We start from the raw sequence: 14,763 nt of genomic DNA, 5'->3' as shown, positions 1-14,763 counted from the left end.
GACGAGATACGACAAGCTCGCCATCACCTATCGAGCGGCCGTCGTGATCAGCGCGATCCTGACATGGCTCCGCCAATAAAGGAGACATGCCCTAGACAAGTCGGTGAGACAGGTAGTGTCTCATGTTCGTGTCACATCGCAGGTGAGCCCGGTGCACGCACGTCAAGTTCGGCGAAATCCTACACCTGTCGGCCCCGGAAATCCGGGGCCGACAGGCCAGCTGGCTATCTTTGCTCCAGCAGGTTCGGAACACAACATACGCTCAGAGCACCGATGCGAGGAACTCCTTCGTTCTCGGGTGCCGGGGATTGGTGATCAGCTCAGCCGCGGGACCCTCCTCAACGATCACCCCACCGTCCATGAACACCACACGATCGGCCATGTCGCGAGCGAAGTTCATTTCGTGCGTGACAACAACCATCGTCATTCCCGTTCGAGCGAGATCCTTCATCACTTTCAAGACCTCACCGACCAGTTCGGGGTCCAGCGCACTTGTCGGCTCGTCGAAGAGCATGAGTGAGGGCTCCATGCACAGAGCTCTGGCAATAGCGACACGCTGCTGCTGACCACCCGAGAGTTGGCGCGGATAGTGTTGCGCCTTCTCCGCGAGTCCGACCTGCTCAAGTAAACGCATCGCTCGCTCACGCACCACAGACTTCTTCTGCCGCAGGGCGACGGTCGGAGCTTCCATAATGTTTCCAAGAACGGTCATATGCGGGAACAGATTGAAGTGTTGGAAGACCATTCCGATCTTCGTCCGGCTCCTGCAGACCTGTGCGTAGGACTGTTCGTGCAGCCTGTCGCCCTTCATCTCATAGCCGACTACCCGACCAGCGACCCACATGATTCCGTCGTCTACTGTCTCCAAGTGATTCATACACCGCAGGAATGTGCTCTTCCCGGAGCCGGACGGCCCGATTAGGCAGACCACTTCACCGGCGGCGACTTCGAGGTCGATGCCTTTGAGTACATCATTTCGTCCATAGCTTTTGTGGATGGCATCGGCCCAGATCATCCGGTTCGATCCCGAGGCAGCCTGAGCCTCTGCTGGTTCCGCTTGCATCGTCATCGGCTGTTCTCCTGATCGGTTTTGGTGGAAACGGGCAGACGTCGGTCGTGAACTCGAAAGAGATACGCAATCTTCTGCAACGGAGTCGGCGGCAACTCGCGCTGTGAACCGCGGGCGAAGTGCCGTTCGAGGTAGTACTGCCCTATCGACAAGACCGTGGTCACGACGATGTACCAGAGGCTCGCGACGATGAGCAGCGGGATCGTATCGAATGTACGTGCATAGATCACCTGCGCCGAATAGAGTACTTCGGGCACGGCCAAGACGCTGACCAGCGAGGTGGTCTTGAGCATTCCGATCGTCTCATTGCCAGTCGGCGGGATGATGACACGCATCGCTTGCGGCAACACGATCCGACGCAGTGTGTGGAATCGGTTGATCCCCAACGCCCCAGCGGCTTCGACTTGGCCGCTGTCGACTGACAACAGGCCTGCCCGTACGATTTCAGACATGTAGGCTCCCTGGTTGAGGCCGAGCCCGAGAATAGCAGCGAACATCGGGGTAATGACGGCGTTAGCGTCGAACTGAAGGCCGAGAATCCCCAGATTGATGGTCGGATACAGAGCCGCAAGGTTGTACCAGAACAGAAGCTGGACGAGCACAGGTGTTCCCCGGAAGAAGTACACGTAGGCGGCGGCGGCCATACGCACGACGGGGTTGGGCGAGAGGCGCATGACCGCTAGGATCACTCCCAGCGCCATACCTATAACCATGCTGATAACGGTCAGTTCGAGCGTGATCAGGAGCCCCCGCGCAATGGAGAAGTCCGTGAAGTAGTAGGCCACCACCGGCCAGCCGAAGCGATCGTTGGTGAATACCGAATAGAGGACGAGGGCGACGAGGGCCAGCAGCACTCCAGCCGCGATCCAGCGCCCCGGATGCTTGGCCTTGACGATCGTGAAACCGTCAGAGGACCGACTGCTCTTGCCAAATGTTGAAGTGGTCAGAGTTGACATCTTTGCTCCGTAATTCCGAGATCGGACACCGTGCCGTCTCAGTCAGTGATGGCCGAATGGTCTAACACCTCTTCGGGTGAGATCTTCGCGCTGTCAGGAATGTGCCATTTGGCATTGATCTGGTCATAGACAGGACTGTCGATCACCTGCTTGGCAGCTTCGGCGACCGGCGCGGTCAGCGCACTGCCCTTTGGCAGGGCGATCGCAGTGGGCTGAGGGTCGTATTCTGGGCCGGGGGCCAGTTCGAATTCGTTGTTCGCAAGCAGCCCCTGGTAGGTCAGCGAGATGCTGTCCGCGCAGGTTCCGTCGACGCGACCTGCGGTGAGCGCGAGATTCGCGTCCGACTGAGTCGGATACATGTGGACATCGATCTCCGGCTTTCCCGCCTCTTCGCATTCAGCGGACAGGTCGGGCAGTTGGGTGAGAGCCTGCAGTGTGCCCATCTGGACCGCGACCTTCTTTCCGCAGACGGACTGGTCGGTCAACGACAGCTCCTCAGGGTTCCCTGCCGCAACCGCCAACCCGCTGCCACCTGCGAGGTAGCTGGCGAAGTCGACTTTCTCCAGTCGTTCAGCAGTGACCCCGTAAGCCGAGATACTGAGGTCGTACTTGCCCGACGAAAGGCCAGGGAGCGTAGTGTCGAAGTTCGCAGCGATGAAACGAGGCTCTGCTCCTAGGACCTGTGCGACCGCCGTTGCGAAATCGATGTCCCACCGATGATCGTCGTGTTGTCGTCGTTATAGTACTCAAAAGGCGGGTAGGTCGGATCAGTGCCGATGAGCAGCCGACCGTTCTGCTGATACTTATCCCGAAGCGCCGCCTGCAGGCGGGGGTCAGCGGGCATATCGACGACGGTGACCGACATATCCATCGGCGCCTCAGGGACATTCCCAAGGTGCCCTTGCAGACCACATCCGGTGACGCCCAGCAGCGCAAATGCAACGATGGACCTGCCGATCGACCGCCTCGCGAATCTCATTTCAACCCCTCGGGCGCATCGATTCGGCGAGCGATGTGCATGACGAAGCTACCGCGCGTTACGAGTGTCGGGCGACGAACCACCGCGACCACACCGTCGACTTCGGCGCGATGCTCGACCGGTGCTCGATGCGGATCGTCGACCGAGTACACCAGAGCGACGATATCGTCCTGGAGTACCTCGTCGCCGAGGCCGACGAGCGGTTCGAAGAGACCCGGGATCTCAGCCGGTATCCCCGATTCAGAGACAAGCTCGAGCCACTGCTGAGCCGGCCGATCGACTTCACCGACTCGAGGCGACGCGATGCCGGCGAGCGCCGCGAGCTCGACGTCCTCAGACAGGATTCCCTGATCAGTCAAAAACTGGCGCAGACCCCTGCGGATGTCAGCGAGAGTCCGGCGGTCGACTGTGCCTCCCCCGGCGAGCTCCGTGGCGACGACGGGAATCCCCGCGTCGTCCCCCGCCGAGTTGATCGATCCCGGTTCGAATTTCTCTGCCACGACGATGACATACGGAAGGTTCAGACGGCGAGCGATCTGCGATTTGGTCTGCCACAACTCCTTCGTCGGCCCCCGATAGACGAAAGCCGCATCGACATAGACGGAATTGCTGCCTCCGGAGTGCAGATCCAATGCCGCATCGGCTCTAGGAAGCAGCTGTCGACTGATGAATTCCGCAACCTGGCAGGTCGGAGCACCTTCGGCCGAACCGGGGTAAGAACGATTGAGGTTGGCACCGTCGAGCGGCGAAACCCTGGTTCCGACTCGGACTGCCGGCGCATTGGCCGCGGGGACGATGATCACCGTTCCGCTGATGTGTTCAGGCGTCAGTTCCCGGGCAAGCGCTTGCAGTGCCACCTGCCCCTCGTATTCGTCGCCATGTGTGCCCGCGACCAGAAGCGCAGTAGGACCTGCACCTGACGAGACAACAGTGACCGGGACTGGGATCAGAGCAGAATCGTTGACATTGTCCGACTGAGTGAGCCCGATATATCCGTGCTGAACTCCGAATTCTTCGAAATCGATGCCTCGAATGACCGTCATAACGCTCCTTTGCGCAGTAGTGGCGTCGCTCGAATTCCTGGCGGGAATGTTCTCACCGTATTGATAGAACCCGAGCCTCTCCAGTGTTGGACACACTGTATACATAAACGTTTCAGTCGGCAACATCGCGCCGGAGGCGAATCGTATCGGCGGCGGTCATTCCACGATGGGGCCTCCACGTTCGTCCGCGGGATCGTGGCAGATACGCAGAATCTCCGTGGCCTTCGCCAGATCGTGCGCCTCCAAGGCGTCTATGATCCGTTCATGATCGGAAGCGACCCGCTCCACATGCTCCCGGCCCGGCGTGTACGTCAGTGCGATGCGTCGCTGCACAGGGTGGCTCCAGACCGAGCCCAGGAGCTCGAGCATGTAGCCATTGGGGCACGGCTCGACCAATCGACGATGGAACCTGAGAGAGACGTCAAAAACCTCCATACCATCCGTCGGGCTGCACAGCCTCGCCTCAGCAGCAAGGGTTCGCAGATGAAGCAGGTCCTTGGGTGTATGCCTGCCGAAAGCCGATCGGAGCGCGAGTTCTTCGAGAGCCGCGCGCACCTCGAAGACATCTTCGACCTGATTTCGCGAGAGATCCGTGACGAAGTACCCGCGCGAGGACACCAAGGTCGCCAGACCATCGGTCGTCAGCTGAGTCAGCGCGTCGCGCACAGGAGTCCGGGATACGTCGAACTGCGCCGCGATCTTCTCTTGCACCAGAGGCTCACCGGCGGCCAGTTCCCCGCTCACGATCAATCGACTGACGTTCTCATAGACCTGCTCGGCCAACGGCTTGCCTGCGGCGTCTTCCGTGCCCATCGTTTCCTCCCGGCGATCTCAGCGTCCGTGCTCGATCCGCCGACCACGATGCTCGTGATCCGCGCTGCTGCTACCTCTACTCTTCCGCGATTGCCTCGGATTGCAAAATCATGTCGACACAGTACACACTGTATACAGTAAATTGAAGAAGTTCTGCTTACTCGAGCAAGGAGGCTCCCCATGGCTGATCACATCCTTAACAGCTGGTACGTTGCGGCATGGTCGGATGAAGTGACGAACAAACCCATCCGGAGAATGATCTGCGAACAATCCATCGTTCTCTACCGCATTTCCGATGATCAGGCCAAGGCGCTTGCCGACCGTTGCGCCCATCGGGCGTTCCCCTTGTCCAAAGGTCGAATGCTGGGTGACTCCATCGAATGCGGTTATCACGGCTTCACCTACGGACCTGATGGGCGGTGCACGAAGGTTCCCGGCCAGACGACGCTGCCAGAGCGGGCAGTCGTCCGTTCCTACCCCCTTCACGAGAAGGACGGCTGGATCTGGGTATGGATGGGGGGCGACCCTGCGGATGCCGATCCCAGCGATATTCCGGACACCCATTGGATGAATGATCCCAACTGGGCCTCCGTCGAGCACTCCCTCCAAGTCGACTGTCGAGCCGAACTCGTGCACGACAATCTGCTCGACCTCACCCACGAGTCCTTCCTCCACAAGACGACTGTCGGCGACGACTACATCTACGAATACGGCATCACAGTCGAAGTCGACGACAATGTGGTGCTGGTGGACAGACTCATGCCCTCCGTACCCGCACCGCCACTGTACGCAGACACGATGGGAATCGACGGAAACTGGGATCGCTTCCACGCCACCGAATTCTTTGTCCCCAACAACCTCACACTTCACTCGGGCATCACGGCAGAGGGCGCGCCACGAGAAGAGGGCTACCTCATCAAAGTGCTCAACGCCATCACCCCGATCGATGCTCATACCTGCTGGTACTACTATTCATTCGCCCGCAACTTCGCCGTCGACAACGTCGAAGCCACCGAGCAGCTTCGTGAGGGTCTGGGTCTGGTGCTCGAAGAGGACAAGGACGCGCTCGAGGCGCAGGAGCTGGGAATGCAGACACGCCCCGGTCGGGAGTTCGACGTCCTCATTGCCCAGGACGGCGGCGTCGCCAAGGCCCGTCGCATCCACCAGGCGCTATTGAAGAAGGAAGCCAAGGAACGCGAGGCGAAGGAACCTCGCCGACCCGGCGCGCCGGCGAATACAAAGCCCATCGGTGCAGCAGCTCGCCGACAAGCGCAGAAGGCGGCGGCAGCCAGCGCGGGAAGGTCCGCAGCCGAGTCGACCACCTCGGCGGAGGCCACGAGCACCGCAGCCGGCGGGAGGTGATCGGGGATGTGGATGCTCGAGCGCGCGAACTCCCTCAGCGCCGCACCGACCATGCCCGATGGCAGCCGCGTCCTGGCCGCCAACCCTGACAGCGCCGAACGTGGCGACCCGTGGCGCTGGTCGATCACTCTTCATACATCGCCGGACGGGGTAAGCACCTCTGTGAAGACTGATGAGTCCTTCGTCGTCCACACGGTCGAGCTTCTCGACGAAACCCACTGCTCGACTGTGCTCACACGATGTACCGGCGATGTCATCGTCGTCGCTGTCAAGACGGGGAAAGCGCTCATCACGGTGCCCGATGGTCCCTGGCAGAGGCGAATCCATCCCGGTGATTCCTTCGTCCTCGAGGGCGAAGTGAACGAGACCATTCGTGTCGAGCTCACCGGCACACAATCGACCGCAACCGTCTACTGCCTCACCCCCACCAGGACCGCTGCTCTTCGCTGGGTCCCCTGAAGCGCACGAGGAGTTGAGAATGCCATCAACAGTCGAGACGCCCACCGCCGCAGCAGATCTTCGCGATGGAGCCGGCGCCGAATCCAACACCCCCGCCGAGGCAGGCCCCCGGTCGCGCAGACGGCTGTCGTTCTTCGACGCATACGTCACGCAGATGCGAGTGGAGGCCGATGGCGTACTGTCCGTCGAGTTCACGCCGAGCGAGAGCGAAGCCGGGACACCATCACTTGTGGACCTCCACCGCTGGGAGCCCGGAGCGCACCTTGACGTCCTCATGGGCGAGAGACTGGTGCGCCAGTTCTCCTTGTGCTCCCGACCGGGGGAGCCTCTGAAGGTGGCCGTGCTGCGCGAACCCGAATCGCGCGGCGGATCAGCTCACGTTCATGAGGTTCTTCGGCCGGGTTCTCAGGTTCGGCTGCGTGGCCCCAAGAACACCTTCCCACTCGAGCCCGCCGAGCACTATCGATTCATCGCCGCGGGGATCGGAATCACGCCCATCATCGCCATGGTGCGCGAGGCCCATCGACGGGGCATCCCCTGGACGCTCGACTACCTCGGAAGATCGCGTGAGACAATGGCCTTCGTCGCTGAGCTCGAAGATTTCGGCGACTGCGTGTACATCCATGAAAGCGGCGCGGACGGTCGCTTCAATCTCGGGGCACATCTCATCGAACCGGACGCCGGGGAGCTGGCATACGCTTGTGGACCGGTGGGGCTGCTCAGTGACCTGGCCGCAGCAGCGGAGTCATGGGAAAACCCCGATCTGCTACACACCGAGCTGTTCCTGGCTCAGCCCTCCGACGGTTCGACCACCGCCGGTGTCGGCTCAGATGGCACCGGGCCGAGCAGTGCCGAATCGGGAGCTTCGCTCTTCGACGCCCCCGACGACAGCAGATCGACCGGCGGTGCTCCTTTCACTGTCACGCTGACCACAGGCGAGTCGGTCGAAGTTCCCGCTGACAGGTCGGTTCTCGAATCACTGGAAGACGCAGGGTTTGCACCCCTGAGCTCGTGCCGCGAAGGAATCTGCGGCACTTGCGAGACCGCGGTGATCAACGGCGAGGTCGATCACCGCGACAGCCTCCTGTCCGAGGAGGAGAGGACGGACAGTGAGACGATGATGATCTGCGTCTCGCGTTCGTGTGGAACTTCCGGCCTCACTCTCGAACTCGAATGACCGGTTTCAGGCATCTGCTGCCGTAGCAGCCACCGGGGCACTGCCCAGCACGTTCACTTAGTCAGGTACTCGTCGAGATCGTCGAGGATGAGCCCAGCGCCTGTGGGTCCGAGGCCGAGGAACCACACATCGTCCTCGACACGAATCGCCTTGCCGTCCTTTACCGCGTCAAGACCCTTCCACTGACTCGATTTCAGGGCCTTGTCCTCGCCTGTGGCCTTGGGATCACCGTAGCTCGTGTAGAAGATATAGTCACCGCCGGCCTAGCCAAGAGCACTCTCGCGGTGACGAGCAGAGTGATGCGCTGCGCGTACCGACACCGGTGACATGAAGGGCCCCGTCCGCGGTCGGGCCCTTCATTGTTTCGAACTTCCACCAGGACCGATAACGTCATTCGGTGCTGGCAGCCACCTCGGCGAGCATCGCTTGGCGCTCAATTCCTGGCGATCACCTCTTCGCGGGATGGGAGCTGACGATCTCTGCGCGCTCGTCGCGGTTGAATTGACGCAGCTGGGTCACGTGTGAGGGATTGAGCTCGGAGACATCGGCGACCTGGAGCAGGCGCATGGTGCGCTCGACCTGCTCACCGAGGATCTCGATCGTCCGGTCTACGCCTTCCCGACCGCCGGCCATGAGACCGAAGAGGTAGGCGCGGCCGACGAGGGTGAAGTCCGCGCCGAGCGCCAGGGAGGCGACGATGTCGGCGCCGTTGCGGATTCCGGTGTCGATGATGATCTCCACGTCCTTGCCGATCTCACGAGCCACCTCGGGGAGGAGCTCGAAGGGAACGGGTGCCCGGTCGAGCTGACGTCCGCCGTGGTTGGACAGGACGATCGAGTCGACGCCGAGGTCGGCGAGCTTCTTCGCGTCCTCGAGCGTCTGCACGCCCTTGACGGAGAACTTGCCGGGCCACATTGCGCGGATTTCGGCGAGGTCGTCGAAGTTGATGGAGGGATCCATTGCCGAGTCGAGGAGCTCGCCGACCGTTCCGCCGGTCTCCGACAGGGAGGCGAACTCGAGCTTCGGGGTGGTCAGGAAGTCCCACCACCACCAGGGACGCGGGATGGCGTTGAGGATCGTCTGCGGGGTCAGCTGCGGCGGAATGGAGAAGCCGTTGCGGGTATCGCGCAGTCGGGCGCCGGCGACGGGGGCGTCGACGGTGAAGAAGAGAGTGTCGAACCCGGCGTTCTTCGCCCGCTCGACGAGGCCGTAGGAGATGTCGCGCTGCTTCATCACATAGAGCTGGAACCAATTGCGCCCGTGCGGGTTGGTCTTCTTGACGTCCTCGATCGACGTCGTGCCCAGCGTCGAGAGCGTGAACGGGATGCCCGCAGCCCCCGCGGCTCCGGCGCCGGCGGTCTCACCCTCGGTCTGCATGAGTCGGGTGAAGCCGGTCGGCGCGATGCCGAAGGGCATGGCCGAGCTGCCGCCCATGATCTGGGTCGAGGTGTCGACGTTCGTGACGTCCTTGAGGATCGAGGGGTGGAACTCGATATCGCGGAAGGACTGGACCGAGCGCTCCATCGAGATCTCACCCTCGGCGGCCCCATCCGTGTAGTCGAACGCCGCGGCCGGGGTCCGGCGCTTCGCGATCTTGCGCAGGTCCTCGATTGTCAGCGCATTCGCCAAGCGGCGCTTCTTCGGGTCGAGTTCGAACTTCTTGAACTTCATCAGCTCGAAGATCTCGGCTGGTTTGGGCAGCTGCCTCTTGACCATTCTGGATGGCTCCTTCAGATAGGTAGGCGGACCTGCAGACGAGCAGGCGGCGATAGTGCTGGCAGCGGTCGAACGGTCGACGAGCGTCGCTGACCGCTGACGAGTGAACGATGCGCACCGTTTCACATCAGGATCCTGGGACCATCCAGGACAGAACTGTCGACTGCAGTCCGACGAGAAGACACATGACGACGAGCATGCCCAACGACCACCAGATGACACGGCGGAAGATCGACGACTCCTGCCCGAGCAGACCCACTGCGGTGGCAGCGATCGTGAGATTCTGCGGACTGATCATCTTGCCCACGACACCACCCGAACTGTTCGCGGCCACCAACAGGACCGGATCGATCCCGGCCTTGGCCCCCGCCGTCTGCTGGAGAGTCGCGAAGAGCGCGTTGGCGCTCGTGTCCGAGCCTGTCACCGCGGTGCCCAGCCATCCGAGGATCGGCGAGAGGAAGGCGAACAGTGCGCCAGTTCCCGCGATCCACGTACCGATCGTGATCGTCTGCCCGGACTCGTTCATGACGTAGGCCAGAGCGAGGACGAGTCCCACCGTGAGGATGGAGAAGCGCATCTTGACGACATTGTCGACGAAGACCTGGACAGCGTCACGTGCGGTCATCTTGTACATGATGGCGACGATGATGCCCGAGACCAACAGCAGCGTACCCGGAGAGGACAGCCACTGGAAGTTGTAGACGGTGGTCGTCGACGGTTCACCCGAAGCCGAGAGGAGGTTCCCGTCCAGTCCCGGCCAGGGGATCTTCACGTCGGTGCTCGCCAGCCAGTCGTTGACCACGGGAATGAGCTTGGCGGCCGAGAAGACGACGATGACGATGAGATAGGGGGCGAGCGCCAGGAACACGCGCACTCCGGTCAGAGGCGATGCCTTCGCATCGACCTTTGTGTCGACAGCGGCGGTGCCGCCCGCATCGGGAGCAGCAGTCTTCTCCCGGCTGCGCTCGTCGGCCATCTTGTCCAGAGCGTCCTGCCCACCTGTCGGCTTCCAGAACTGGAGCATGACCACAGCGGCCGCGAGGCCCATGAGCGAGGCGATGATGTCGGTCATCTCAACTGAGAGGTAGTTCGCGGAGACGTACTGCGATGCGCCGAAGACGATTCCGACGACGAGTGCCAGTGGCCACAGCTGCCGCAGGCCGCGCTTGCCGTCGACGAGGAAGATGAGGAACAGCGGCACGATGGCCGCCAGCAGAGGAGTCTGATGACCGACCATGGCGCCGATGTCGTGGTAGTCGATGCCGGTCAGGTTGCCGGCGGTGATGATGGGAATCGCGATCGCTCCGAAGGCCACCGGAGCAGTATTCGCGACCAGGACGACCGTTGCCGCGCGCATGGCCGTGAAGCCGACCGCCATGAGCATGACACCGGTGATGGCGACCGGAGCACCGAAGCCGGCCAGGGCTTCGAGCAGTCCGCCGAAGCAGAAGGCCACGAGAATAGCCTGTACGCGCGGGTCATCGGAGATGACGTTGATGACCAGACGGAGATCCTCGAAGTGTCCTGACTTCACTGTCAGTTCGTAGAGCCAGATGGCGGTGATGACGATCCACATGATGGGGAAGAGCCCGAAGGCGAATCCCTGCGTGGCGGAGAGCCCGGCCAATCCGACGGGCATTCCGTATGCGAAGATCGCGACGATCAGAGCAACGACGACGGCGGCCAGGCCGGCCCAGTGGGCCTTCCACTTGAGGAATCCGAGCGTGACGAAGATGGTGAGAAGCGGCAGCAGTGCAACCAGCGATGACCACAGTAAGCTGTCGGCCAAAGGGGCGACTTCGGGAGTGTACATAATGCCTCCAGCACGGTCGGTGTTCGCCTGCAGCGCCTGCGGTTCGACGGTGAACGCGCTCCGAACATGCAATCTCGATGTGATTTCAGTATGTCCTTTGTGTGGTCAGACCACTAAGGTGAGTGTATGACTGAATGTGATCCAGGTCAAGGTTGTATCCGTGAAAAGATAGAGCAGTGCGAAAGAGGACCGACTATGCCCGATGACGGGGCCAGCAGCCGCATCAGCATCGACCAGATCAGGCCACAACCATGAGTGACACGACCACGAATGAACCGTCCGACTCCGTCTCCCAGCCTCCGACGTGGAAGCCGGTCGCCCGATCGAGCACACACGAGCTCGTCATTGATGCGATCGAAGAGCAGATCATGGCCGGCTCCCTGACCGTCGGCGACCCCCTCCCCTCGGAACGGGAACTGGCCGCCAAGTTGCAGGTCAGCCGAGCCGCTGTACGTGAGGCGCTGCGTGTCATGGAGTCCCTGGGCGTCGTCGTCTCCAACGTCGGCTCAGGCAAGACGGCCGGCACATTCATCGCCGCCATGCCCAAAGAAGCGCTGACTCGATTCCTCCGCCTGCATGTGGCTCTCGCGAACTTCAGCGTCGACGAAGCCATCGAGACCCGCATTCAGCTGGAGCGCTCAAGCACCGCCCTGGCAACAGGTCGCGCCCACGATGACGCCCTGGCCGGGATGAATGCCTCCCTGGCGATCATGGACACCCCGGGCGTCAGCCTGGAGACCTTCAATGAAGCAGACACCGCCTTCCACGTCGCCATCGCCCGCGCATCGGAGAATCAGCTGCTCTCGGATCTCACCGAGGCGATCAGGAGTTCACTTCGACGCCCCATCCTCCTCGCATTCAGCCACGTCGAGGACCCGCGCGGGCTGATGACGGAGCTGCAGAGCCAGCATCACGCGATCATGGAGGCGATCGTCGAACGCGACACCGAGCGCGCGGTCCAACTCACCGAGGACCACATCCGCGCCGCGAGCACCGCACTGCCCGGCATGACATTCAGCAAGCGTCCCCAGAGCTGAGGGACTATCGCCGCCCTGCGCTCCCTACCTCGTTCGACGGGGACGTTCGGGTTCTCGGCACGGCGGGTACAGGCACTCAGCTGTGCAGGCACTTAGCCATGCGGGCACTCAGCTGTGCAGTCGCAGATAGTGTCGGAGCCGCTCGACTCCGCCGGCACGCTCGCCGGCATCCTCACCGGTGCTCAGCGCGCGGTCGAGTTCGGTCCGAAGTCTCACCTCGTCGAGGGACTCACCGATGACAACGAGGGCGCTGTCCCAGGTCTCTTCGTGGGGGAGGGTCGAGGAGACATAGACGTTCGGGCCCACTGCCTGGACCCCGAAGCGTCTGCTCCTCCCCCTGTCCTTGACCCGAATCGTGCCCTTGACCCGGTAGACCCCTGCCGGCAGGTCCTCAAGGAGGTCGAGCACGCTGTTCGCGTCGGCATATCCATGGGCAGTCACCGTCAGCGATTGCGCATGAGTGTGCGCGGGGACCTCGGCCTCATCACCGCCCTGGCTCTGGGCCGCCGCTTCCGCATAGGCCTGACGGATGAGCTCACGAATCGGGAGCTCGGCCTGGATGGGCTCGCTGGAATCCGGACCAGTTCCTGGACCGTCGAGGCCCCTGATCGCACCCGATCCGGGATCGAAGATCAGGGCCGGGTCGAGTCTGCCGAAGCTGGTGCCGACGACGATCACCCGAGGGTTGCGCAGATGGACGCGAGACCGGATGGCGTCGATTGTGCCCTCACGCTCGGCGTCCGGAACCTGGTCGAGCTTATTGACCAGCACCAACGTGGTGGCCGCGTAGCGCATCGGCGGAGCAGATTGCGTGTCGACCGTGCTTGCGTGCATCGTCGCGTCGACGACGTCGATGACCCCGCCGAGGTGGAAGCGATGGTGTCCCATGCGCGTGACCATGCGTGCCAGGGTCAGCGGTTCGGCGAATCCGCTGGCCTCGACGATGATCGCGTCGAGTCGAAGGTGTGGTTTCGCCAGAGCTGTGAGTGCGTCCTCGAGTGACGTATCATCGCTGAGGCAGCAGATGCACCCGCCGGAGATCGAGAAGGGCTCGTCGACCTGACCCACGACCAGACCGGCGTCGATGTTGAGATCGCCGAAATCATTGACCACGACACCGATGCGCGCGTCAGGATGTCGCAGAAGGTGGTTGAGCAGGCTGGTCTTCCCAGCGCCCAGGAACCCGGTGAGCAGGATGACCGGAACAGCAGGCCTGCGCGGTGCGGTCGCGGACATCAGGTGGGCAGAGTCCCGGGAATATCCTCGCAACTCTGAGCGAAGATCTCCGGATGACGTTCGACGAGCTTGCGGGTGTGGCGGATGTGGAAGGCCAGAGCTGCCTCGGCGGATTCAGGGTCTCCGTCCATCACCGCACGCAGGATCATCTGATGTTCGGCAACGATGTCCTCGCGCCGCCGGGCGCTGCCTTCCGGCTGGAGCAGCTGCCGCCGGTAGTAATGGGTGAGATCCCAGAGATGATCGACGGTGTCACGCAGTCGCTTCGTCGGCGGTCCAGCCAGCAGCGCCCGATGGAAGTCACGATCACGGTGGAGGAACTCAGCCTTCGTCGGTGCCGCTTCGACGTGCTGTGCCAAGCGCTCGAATTCCCCGAACGATTCAGGGGTGTGGGTGGGCATCGCCAGTCCGAGCAGCAGCGGCTCCAAGCGCTCCCGCATGAGGTAGATCTCCCGACATTCGTCGAAGTCCAGAGTCGACACCCAGGCTCCGGTTGAGGCGACAAGGGTGACGAGGCCGAATGACTCGAGGATGCGCAGCGTCTCCCGAACCGGGACCCTGCTCACGCCGAACTCCTCAGCGATCTCCTCCTGCCGAATCCGCGTCCCGGGTGGGATGACGCCGTCGATGATCCGGGCCCTCAGCTCTGCGGCAACCCGCGTGCTGGCAGCGTTGTCATGCATCACAGCTCGACCGCCTTCCGTCTCTCGCCCATCCGCACGCAGAGTGTCTCCTGCCGTGAAGCTTAGTCGCCTCCGCCCCATCGTGACGGTGCCTGCCGCTCGCGGGCGGCCCTGTTCCTCATCACGCTTAGATGCTGTTTCTGGCCAATACGCGGCGAATGCAATCAAATTGCAACGTGGGCCTCTCCGCCGCCTCGACACGCACTTACGCGCCGATCGCCCCTGTGAATTATCACCGATATCGGATCCAATCCAGCATCGTCGCCGCGGTCGAACCCGGTGAGATTCCGATCGCCTTGTGACAGCGGGAGCCGATTGGATCCAATCGTCGGTCGGTGCCACCCCTGGTTCAAAACCTGTGCATCATCGCTGGTCACATGGTGTATATAGAGACCGTCTCCGGACGGGCGAATCACTCCA

General features: G+C 62.2%; 14 protein-coding genes. 4 read left to right on the top strand and 10 right to left on the bottom strand.

The features are described from left to right. Positions 1-262: 262 nt before the first annotated feature. The 6 genes from MPN20_RS13560 to MPN20_RS13535 all read right to left on the bottom strand — a co-directional run bounded on the left by MPN20_RS13560 (position 263) and on the right by MPN20_RS13535 (position 4,860). Entirely contained in the window at positions 263-1,069 is an 807-nt protein-coding gene (locus MPN20_RS13560) for an amino acid ABC transporter ATP-binding protein (RefSeq protein WP_278189912.1), read from the bottom strand. Then, positions 1,066-2,025: an amino acid ABC transporter permease gene (locus MPN20_RS13555; RefSeq protein ID WP_242782973.1), complete on the bottom strand. Its 960-nt coding sequence runs from the start codon at positions 2,023-2,025 to the stop codon at positions 1,066-1,068. Before MPN20_RS13555 ends, MPN20_RS13560 begins: the two co-directional genes overlap by 4 nt. 38 nt (positions 2,026-2,063) lie before the next feature. After that, complete coding sequence (locus MPN20_RS13550) at positions 2,064-2,681, bottom strand: transporter substrate-binding domain-containing protein (RefSeq protein WP_242782976.1); 618 nt, start codon at positions 2,679-2,681, stop codon at positions 2,064-2,066. 17 nt (positions 2,682-2,698) lie between these two features. Beyond that, positions 2,699-3,004, bottom strand: coding sequence for a hypothetical protein (locus tag MPN20_RS13545; RefSeq protein ID WP_242782972.1), 306 nt, complete (start codon positions 3,002-3,004; stop codon positions 2,699-2,701). Continuing rightward, positions 3,001-4,047 (bottom strand): succinylglutamate desuccinylase/aspartoacylase family protein, encoded by a 1,047-nt coding sequence (locus MPN20_RS13540; RefSeq protein ID WP_193070202.1) that lies wholly within the window; start codon positions 4,045-4,047, stop codon positions 3,001-3,003. Before MPN20_RS13540 ends, MPN20_RS13545 begins: the two co-directional genes overlap by 4 nt. A gap of 156 nt (positions 4,048-4,203) precedes the next feature. Then, complete coding sequence (locus tag MPN20_RS13535) at positions 4,204-4,860, bottom strand: GntR family transcriptional regulator (protein WP_193070203.1); 657 nt, start codon at positions 4,858-4,860, stop codon at positions 4,204-4,206. A 180-nt stretch (positions 4,861-5,040) separates the two neighbouring features. Here MPN20_RS13535 and MPN20_RS13530 point away from each other — a divergent pair, with 180 nt between their 5' ends. The 3 genes from MPN20_RS13530 to MPN20_RS13520 are packed head-to-tail and all read left to right on the top strand — an operon-like array spanning position 5,041 to position 7,858. After that, positions 5,041-6,222, top strand: a complete 1,182-nt coding sequence (locus MPN20_RS13530; RefSeq protein ID WP_242782970.1) for an aromatic ring-hydroxylating dioxygenase subunit alpha — start codon at positions 5,041-5,043, stop codon at positions 6,220-6,222. 6 nt (positions 6,223-6,228) lie between these two features. Continuing rightward, the gene (locus MPN20_RS13525) at positions 6,229-6,681 is read left to right on the top strand and encodes a hypothetical protein (protein ID WP_242782968.1); all 453 of its coding nucleotides are present in this window, start codon (positions 6,229-6,231) and stop codon (positions 6,679-6,681) included. A 19-nt stretch (positions 6,682-6,700) separates the two neighbouring features. Continuing rightward, positions 6,701-7,858 carry a PDR/VanB family oxidoreductase gene (locus MPN20_RS13520; RefSeq protein ID WP_242782966.1) on the top strand — a complete coding sequence of 386 codons (1,158 nt, stop codon included), beginning with the start codon at positions 6,701-6,703 and terminating at the stop codon, positions 7,856-7,858. A gap of 447 nt (positions 7,859-8,305) precedes the next feature. Here the strand turns inward: MPN20_RS13520 and MPN20_RS13510 are convergent, their stop codons facing one another. Together MPN20_RS13510 and MPN20_RS13505 are read right to left on the bottom strand one after the other, a co-directional pair. Beyond that, a complete protein-coding gene (locus MPN20_RS13510; RefSeq protein ID WP_242782964.1) occupies positions 8,306-9,574 on the bottom strand; it encodes an alpha-hydroxy acid oxidase in 1,269 nt (422 codons plus the stop codon). A gap of 127 nt (positions 9,575-9,701) precedes the next feature. Further along, positions 9,702-11,387, bottom strand: coding sequence for an L-lactate permease (locus MPN20_RS13505; protein ID WP_242782962.1), 1,686 nt, complete (start codon positions 11,385-11,387; stop codon positions 9,702-9,704). Positions 11,388-11,638: 251 nt separating this feature from the next. Here MPN20_RS13505 and MPN20_RS13500 point away from each other — a divergent pair, with 251 nt between their 5' ends. After that, entirely contained in the window at positions 11,639-12,424 is a 786-nt protein-coding gene (locus tag MPN20_RS13500; RefSeq protein WP_242782960.1) for a FadR/GntR family transcriptional regulator, read from the top strand. Between the two features lie 108 nt (positions 12,425-12,532). Here MPN20_RS13500 and MPN20_RS13495 read toward each other — a convergent pair whose 3' ends face one another. After that, complete coding sequence (locus tag MPN20_RS13495; RefSeq protein WP_242782958.1) at positions 12,533-13,660, bottom strand: CobW family GTP-binding protein; 1,128 nt, start codon at positions 13,658-13,660, stop codon at positions 12,533-12,535. Then, entirely contained in the window at positions 13,660-14,343 is a 684-nt protein-coding gene (locus MPN20_RS13490; protein WP_242782975.1) for a GntR family transcriptional regulator, read from the bottom strand. Before MPN20_RS13490 ends, MPN20_RS13495 begins: the two co-directional genes overlap by 1 nt. Positions 14,344-14,763: the final 420 nt, after the last annotated feature.

It is taken from the genome of Brevibacterium sp. ZH18, from assembly GCF_022748595.1.
Classification (GTDB): domain Bacteria; phylum Actinomycetota; class Actinomycetes; order Actinomycetales; family Brevibacteriaceae; genus Brevibacterium.
This window is presented reverse-complemented; position numbering and strand designations above follow the sequence as displayed.

Excerpts from the sequence above, each read along its gene's own strand:
- MPN20_RS13555 (WP_242782973.1), bottom strand. The coding sequence starts at position 2,025 with ATGTCAACTCTGACCACTTCAACATTTGGCAAGAGCAGTCGGTCCTCT.
- MPN20_RS13490 (WP_242782975.1), bottom strand. The coding sequence starts at position 14,343 with ATGCATGACAACGCTGCCAGCACGCGGGTTGCCGCAGAGCTGAGGGCC.
- MPN20_RS13510 (WP_242782964.1), bottom strand. The coding sequence starts at position 9,574 with ATGGTCAAGAGGCAGCTGCCCAAACCAGCCGAGATCTTCGAGCTGATG.
- MPN20_RS13540 (WP_193070202.1), bottom strand. The coding sequence starts at position 4,047 with ATGACGGTCATTCGAGGCATCGATTTCGAAGAATTCGGAGTTCAGCAC.
- MPN20_RS13535 (WP_193070203.1), bottom strand. The coding sequence starts at position 4,860 with ATGGGCACGGAAGACGCCGCAGGCAAGCCGTTGGCCGAGCAGGTCTAT.
- MPN20_RS13545 (WP_242782972.1), bottom strand. The coding sequence starts at position 3,004 with ATGAGATTCGCGAGGCGGTCGATCGGCAGGTCCATCGTTGCATTTGCG.
- MPN20_RS13560 (WP_278189912.1), bottom strand. The coding sequence starts at position 1,069 with ATGACGATGCAAGCGGAACCAGCAGAGGCTCAGGCTGCCTCGGGATCG.
- MPN20_RS13530 (WP_242782970.1), top strand. The coding sequence starts at position 5,041 with ATGGCTGATCACATCCTTAACAGCTGGTACGTTGCGGCATGGTCGGAT.
- MPN20_RS13505 (WP_242782962.1), bottom strand. The coding sequence starts at position 11,387 with ATGTACACTCCCGAAGTCGCCCCTTTGGCCGACAGCTTACTGTGGTCA.
- MPN20_RS13525 (WP_242782968.1), top strand. The coding sequence starts at position 6,229 with ATGTGGATGCTCGAGCGCGCGAACTCCCTCAGCGCCGCACCGACCATG.
- MPN20_RS13520 (WP_242782966.1), top strand. The coding sequence starts at position 6,701 with ATGCCATCAACAGTCGAGACGCCCACCGCCGCAGCAGATCTTCGCGAT.
- MPN20_RS13500 (WP_242782960.1), top strand. The coding sequence starts at position 11,639 with ATGAGTGACACGACCACGAATGAACCGTCCGACTCCGTCTCCCAGCCT.
- MPN20_RS13495 (WP_242782958.1), bottom strand. The coding sequence starts at position 13,660 with ATGTCCGCGACCGCACCGCGCAGGCCTGCTGTTCCGGTCATCCTGCTC.